The following is a 3,986-nucleotide window of genomic DNA, read 5'->3' as shown; positions in this document are numbered from 1 at the left end:
TCCCCGCACCCAAGCTCCCACCAGACCCCACCGGGCCTGCCGGCTCCCCGGACCCCATCGGCACAACCGACCCCACCGGGCCTGCCGACTTCCCCCACCCCCCCCGGCCAGCCGGCGCCCCCCCCCCCCCCCCCCCCCCGGGGGCCGCCCCCCCCCCCCCCCCCCCCCCCCCCCCCCCGCCCCGGCCCACAGCCGTCCCCCTCCTCTTCCGCCCCCGGCCCCTGGCCCAAGGAGTGCTTTGCCGTGCGTATCGCCGTGACCGGATCGATAGCGACCGACCATCTGATGGTCTTTCCCGGCCGCTTCGCCGAGCAGCTGCTCAAGGAACAACTGGAGCACGTCTCCCTGTCCTTCCTCGCCGACCGCCTCGAGGTCCGCCGCGGCGGCGTCGGCGCCAACATCGCCTTCGGCCTGGGCCTGCTGGAGCTGAACCCGGTCCTCATCGGCGCCGCCGGCCTGGACTTCGCCGAGTACGGCACCTGGCTGCGCGAACACGGCGTGGACACCACCGCCGTCCACATCAGCGACACCCTGCACACCGCCCGCTTCGTGTGCACCACCGACCAGGACCACAACCAGATCGCCACCTTCTACGCCGGTGCCATGGCCGAGGCCGCCCGCATCGATCTGGCCGCCGTCACCGCCCGCACCGGCACCCCCGCCCTCGTCCTGATCGGCGCCGACGACCCCGCCGCCATGCTGCGCCACACTGCCACCGCCCACCGCCTTGGTCTGCCGGTGGCCGCCGACCCCTCCCAGCAACTGGCCCGCCTGGACGGCGAGCAGGCCCGTCGGCTCGTCGAGGGCGCCCGCTGGCTGTTCACCAACGAGTACGAGGCCGCCCTGCTGCTGGAGCGCACCGGATGGAGCGAACCGCAGCTCCTTGACCGGGTCGGCACCTGGATCACCACCCTGGGCGCCGGCGGTGCCACCCTGGCCCGCGCCGGCGCCCGGCGCCTGCACGTCCCGGCCGTCCCCACCGGCAAGATCACCGACCCCACCGGGGCGGGCGACGCCTTCCGCTGCGGCTTCCTGGCCGCCACCGCCTGGCAACTGCCCCACGAACGGGCCGCCCAGCTCGGCTGCGCCCTGGCCACCACCGTCCTGGAATCGGTGGGCACCCAGGAGTACAAGCTCATCCCCGCCGACCTGATCGCCCGTATCGACCAGACCTACGGCCACGGCGCGGCCCGCGCCATCGAGCCCCACCTCGCCCCGGCCCCCTAACCACCACCATCCACCGGCCCCCGGCGAACGGGCCGGGCACCCGCACACCGCGGCAGACCCGGACCGCACCACGCCCCGGCACGCACCGCGCGGCCCGCGCGGAACCGGGTCAAGCCCCCGCCCGCGAACACCAACAGCCCCGCGCCCGGCAGGGTCAGTGCGCCCGCCGGTCAAGCCCCTGGCCGTACCGGCAGCTCCGGGTACGGGCCGGACACCGTGGCCGGTACGGACCGCACCTGCCCCGGCGCGCACCGCACAGCACGGCCCGCGCGGACACCGGGTCAAGCCTCCGCCCGCGGACACCAACAGCCCGCATGCGCCCCGGACCCGGCCGGGCACCGTGGCGAGCCCGGACCGCACCGCGCCCGGCACGGCCGGTGCGCCCGCCGGTCAAGTCCCGCCGCACCAGCAGCTTTGCGCCCCCCCCCGGCCCCGGGCACCAGGACACCGCGGCGGGCCCGCACCGCACCGCGCACCGCGTACGCCCGGCACGGTGCGGTCAGTGCAGCCGCCGGCCAAGTTCTGCCGGGGGCCGTGCCCGCAGCTCCGCGTACGGGCCGGTCATCCCACACCACAAGGGCCTGGGCTGCACCGCGCCCCGGCGCCCCCCCCGCACGCCCGGCACGGCCGGTACGGTCGCCGGTCAAGTCCCACCCGCACCGCACCAACCGTCCCGTATACGTGCCAGACCCGGCCCGGACCGGCACTGTGGCGGCGGGCCCACCCGCCCGCGCCTCGCAACTGCCGCTCCGCCCGGGGGAGGGGGAGGGGGCCGAAGCGCACTGCTGGACCACCCCAACCGCTCCGCCCCGCCAGGCATCAACTCCCGCCCCACCCCGGGCCGTCACCGGCGCGCCCGCACCGCATTCCGTTCAGGCCCGCCACTTCAACGCCGGAGGCCGGCAGTGACCGCACTGCGCGACATCATCGAGGCAGACGCACCGTCCTTCTCCTTCGAGTTCTTCCCGCCCAAGACCGACGCCGCGGCCCGCACCCTGTGGCACACCATCCGCCGGGTGGAGGCCCTGGCACCGGCCTTCGTCTCGGTCACCTACGGGGCCGGCGGCTCCTCGCGGGAGCGGACGGTGGAGGTGACCAAACGGATCGCGGCCGAGACGACCCTGCGCCCCGTCGCCCACCTGACCGCGGTCGGCCACTCGGTGGCCGAACTGCGCCACATCATCGGCCAGTACGCCGACGCCGGGGTCCGCGACATCCTGGCCCTGCGCGGCGACCCGCCCGGCGACCCCAACGCCCCCTGGATCCCGCACCCTGCCGGCTTCACCCACGCCCACCAACTGGTGCGCCTGGTCAAGGAGTCGGGGGCCTTCAGCGTCGGCGTGGCGGCCTTCCCCGAACGCCATCCGCGCTCGGTGGACTGGGACAGCGACATCCGCCACTTCGCCGCCAAGTGCCGGGCGGGCGCCGACTACGCCATCACCCAGATGTTCTTCCACGTCGAGGACTACCTGCGGCTGCGCGACAGGGCGGCCGCCGCCGGCTGCACCACCCCGATCGTCCCGGAGATCATGCCGGCCACCGACGTGCGCCAGATCGGCCGCTTCGCCGCCCTCAGCGGCGCCGCCTTCCCCGAACACCTCGCCCACCGCCTGGAAGCCGCCCGCGAGCAGCCCGCGGAGGGCCACCGCATCGGCGTCGAGTACGCCACCGCCATGGCCGAACGGCTGCTGGCCGAGGGCGCCCCCGGACTGCACTACATCACCCTCAACCGCTCGACGGCGACCCTGGAGATCCACCGCAACCTGCATCTGCATCCCACCCCCGCCCCCGCCCCGGTTCCCGGGGCCCGGCACGGCCTCGCCGCCCCCCGCTGACGCCACCCACGTCCCGGTACGACGTCCCGACAAGGAGGAGCAGATGCACGACACCGAGGAGGAAAACATCCAGCTCTTGCACCCCGTTCCGGTGCTCGCCCCGCCCCGCCCGCCGCCGCTGCGGCTGGCCGGCATCGACGAGGACGACACCTGGGAGCCCCACCTGGTGCGCGGCATCGACTGACCGCCCCCGCCCCGCCCCGGCCCACCCGGGCCGGGGCCAGGCAGGGGGAGGACAGAGGTTGGGAGAGGGCGGGGGAGGGGAGAGGCGGCGAGCGGGGTGCGGTGCGGTGCGGTGGTTCCACCGGTCTCAAGTCGCCCCGGCCGACGGCGGGTTGGGCCGTCACCCGCCCTTCGCGCGGTGTGAGCCACGCCACTTCTGGGTGCTCTAGGCGTCAGGGCGCCGCCCGTGTCACTATTCCGGTGCGTCCATCCTGCCCAAAAGCCGCCGCGCGGCGGCAGGCGGGCACCGTATCCGCCGCCGCTTCACATGTCGCGGCCGATGGGCCCCGCCCCTTCCGGCACGGACCGCCGACATCCCTCCCTTCACCACCCCCCGCGCCCCACCGCGCCGCGGGCCAACACGGCGCGGCCCCCGATCCTCGAACTGCCGCAAACCAGCACGCCCCTTGAGCCCGTGCCGTGACCGGTCCCCGACCCCGGGGGCCGAGGGGCAGGGGCCGGATACCGGGGCCGGGCGCCCTGCAGTACAGCCGCCGTCGCCGCCCTGTCGTCGCCGCCGTCGTCTGCCGCGCCGCCGCACTCCCTGGCCCGTGGCCCGGGCCCCTGCCCTTTTGGGTCTCCCGGTCCTTGGGTGCTCCCGGGCCTCCGGCCTTCCAGGGCCTCGGATCTCCCGGGTCCCTGGCTTCCCGGGCCCTGACCACCCATGGCCTGGGTCTCCAGGGCCCCCGGCCCCTGGGCCTG

Annotated in this window: 3 protein-coding genes; all 3 read left to right on the top strand. The window is 75.8% G+C overall.

Annotated features, from left to right (window positions below):
- Positions 1-243: 243 nt before the first annotated feature.
- The 3 genes from ACI2L3_RS39620 (at position 244) to ACI2L3_RS39610 (ending at position 3,246) form a co-directional block, all read left to right on the top strand.
- A complete protein-coding gene (locus ACI2L3_RS39620; RefSeq protein ID WP_404757335.1) occupies positions 244-1,227 on the top strand; it encodes a carbohydrate kinase family protein in 984 nt (327 codons plus the stop codon).
- Positions 1,228-2,132: 905 nt separating this feature from the next.
- Positions 2,133-3,062, top strand: a complete 930-nt coding sequence (gene metF / locus ACI2L3_RS39615) for a methylenetetrahydrofolate reductase [NAD(P)H] (RefSeq protein ID WP_404757334.1) — start codon at positions 2,133-2,135, stop codon at positions 3,060-3,062.
- A gap of 43 nt (positions 3,063-3,105) precedes the next feature.
- A complete protein-coding gene (locus ACI2L3_RS39610; RefSeq protein ID WP_404757333.1) occupies positions 3,106-3,246 on the top strand; it encodes a hypothetical protein in 141 nt (46 codons plus the stop codon).
- Positions 3,247-3,986: the final 740 nt, after the last annotated feature.

Origin of the sequence: Streptomyces sp. NPDC029674, from assembly GCF_044903205.1 — a bacterium.
GTDB lineage: Bacteria > Actinomycetota > Actinomycetes > Streptomycetales > Streptomycetaceae > Streptomyces.
The sequence above is the reverse complement of the archived record's forward strand: the minus strand, read 5'-3'. Positions and strand labels throughout refer to the sequence as shown.

Bases quoted from the DNA above. Each gene is read 5' to 3' on its own strand.
- ACI2L3_RS39610 (WP_404757333.1), top strand. From the start codon at position 3,106: ATGCACGACACCGAGGAGGAAAACATCCAGCTCTTGCACCCCGTTCCG.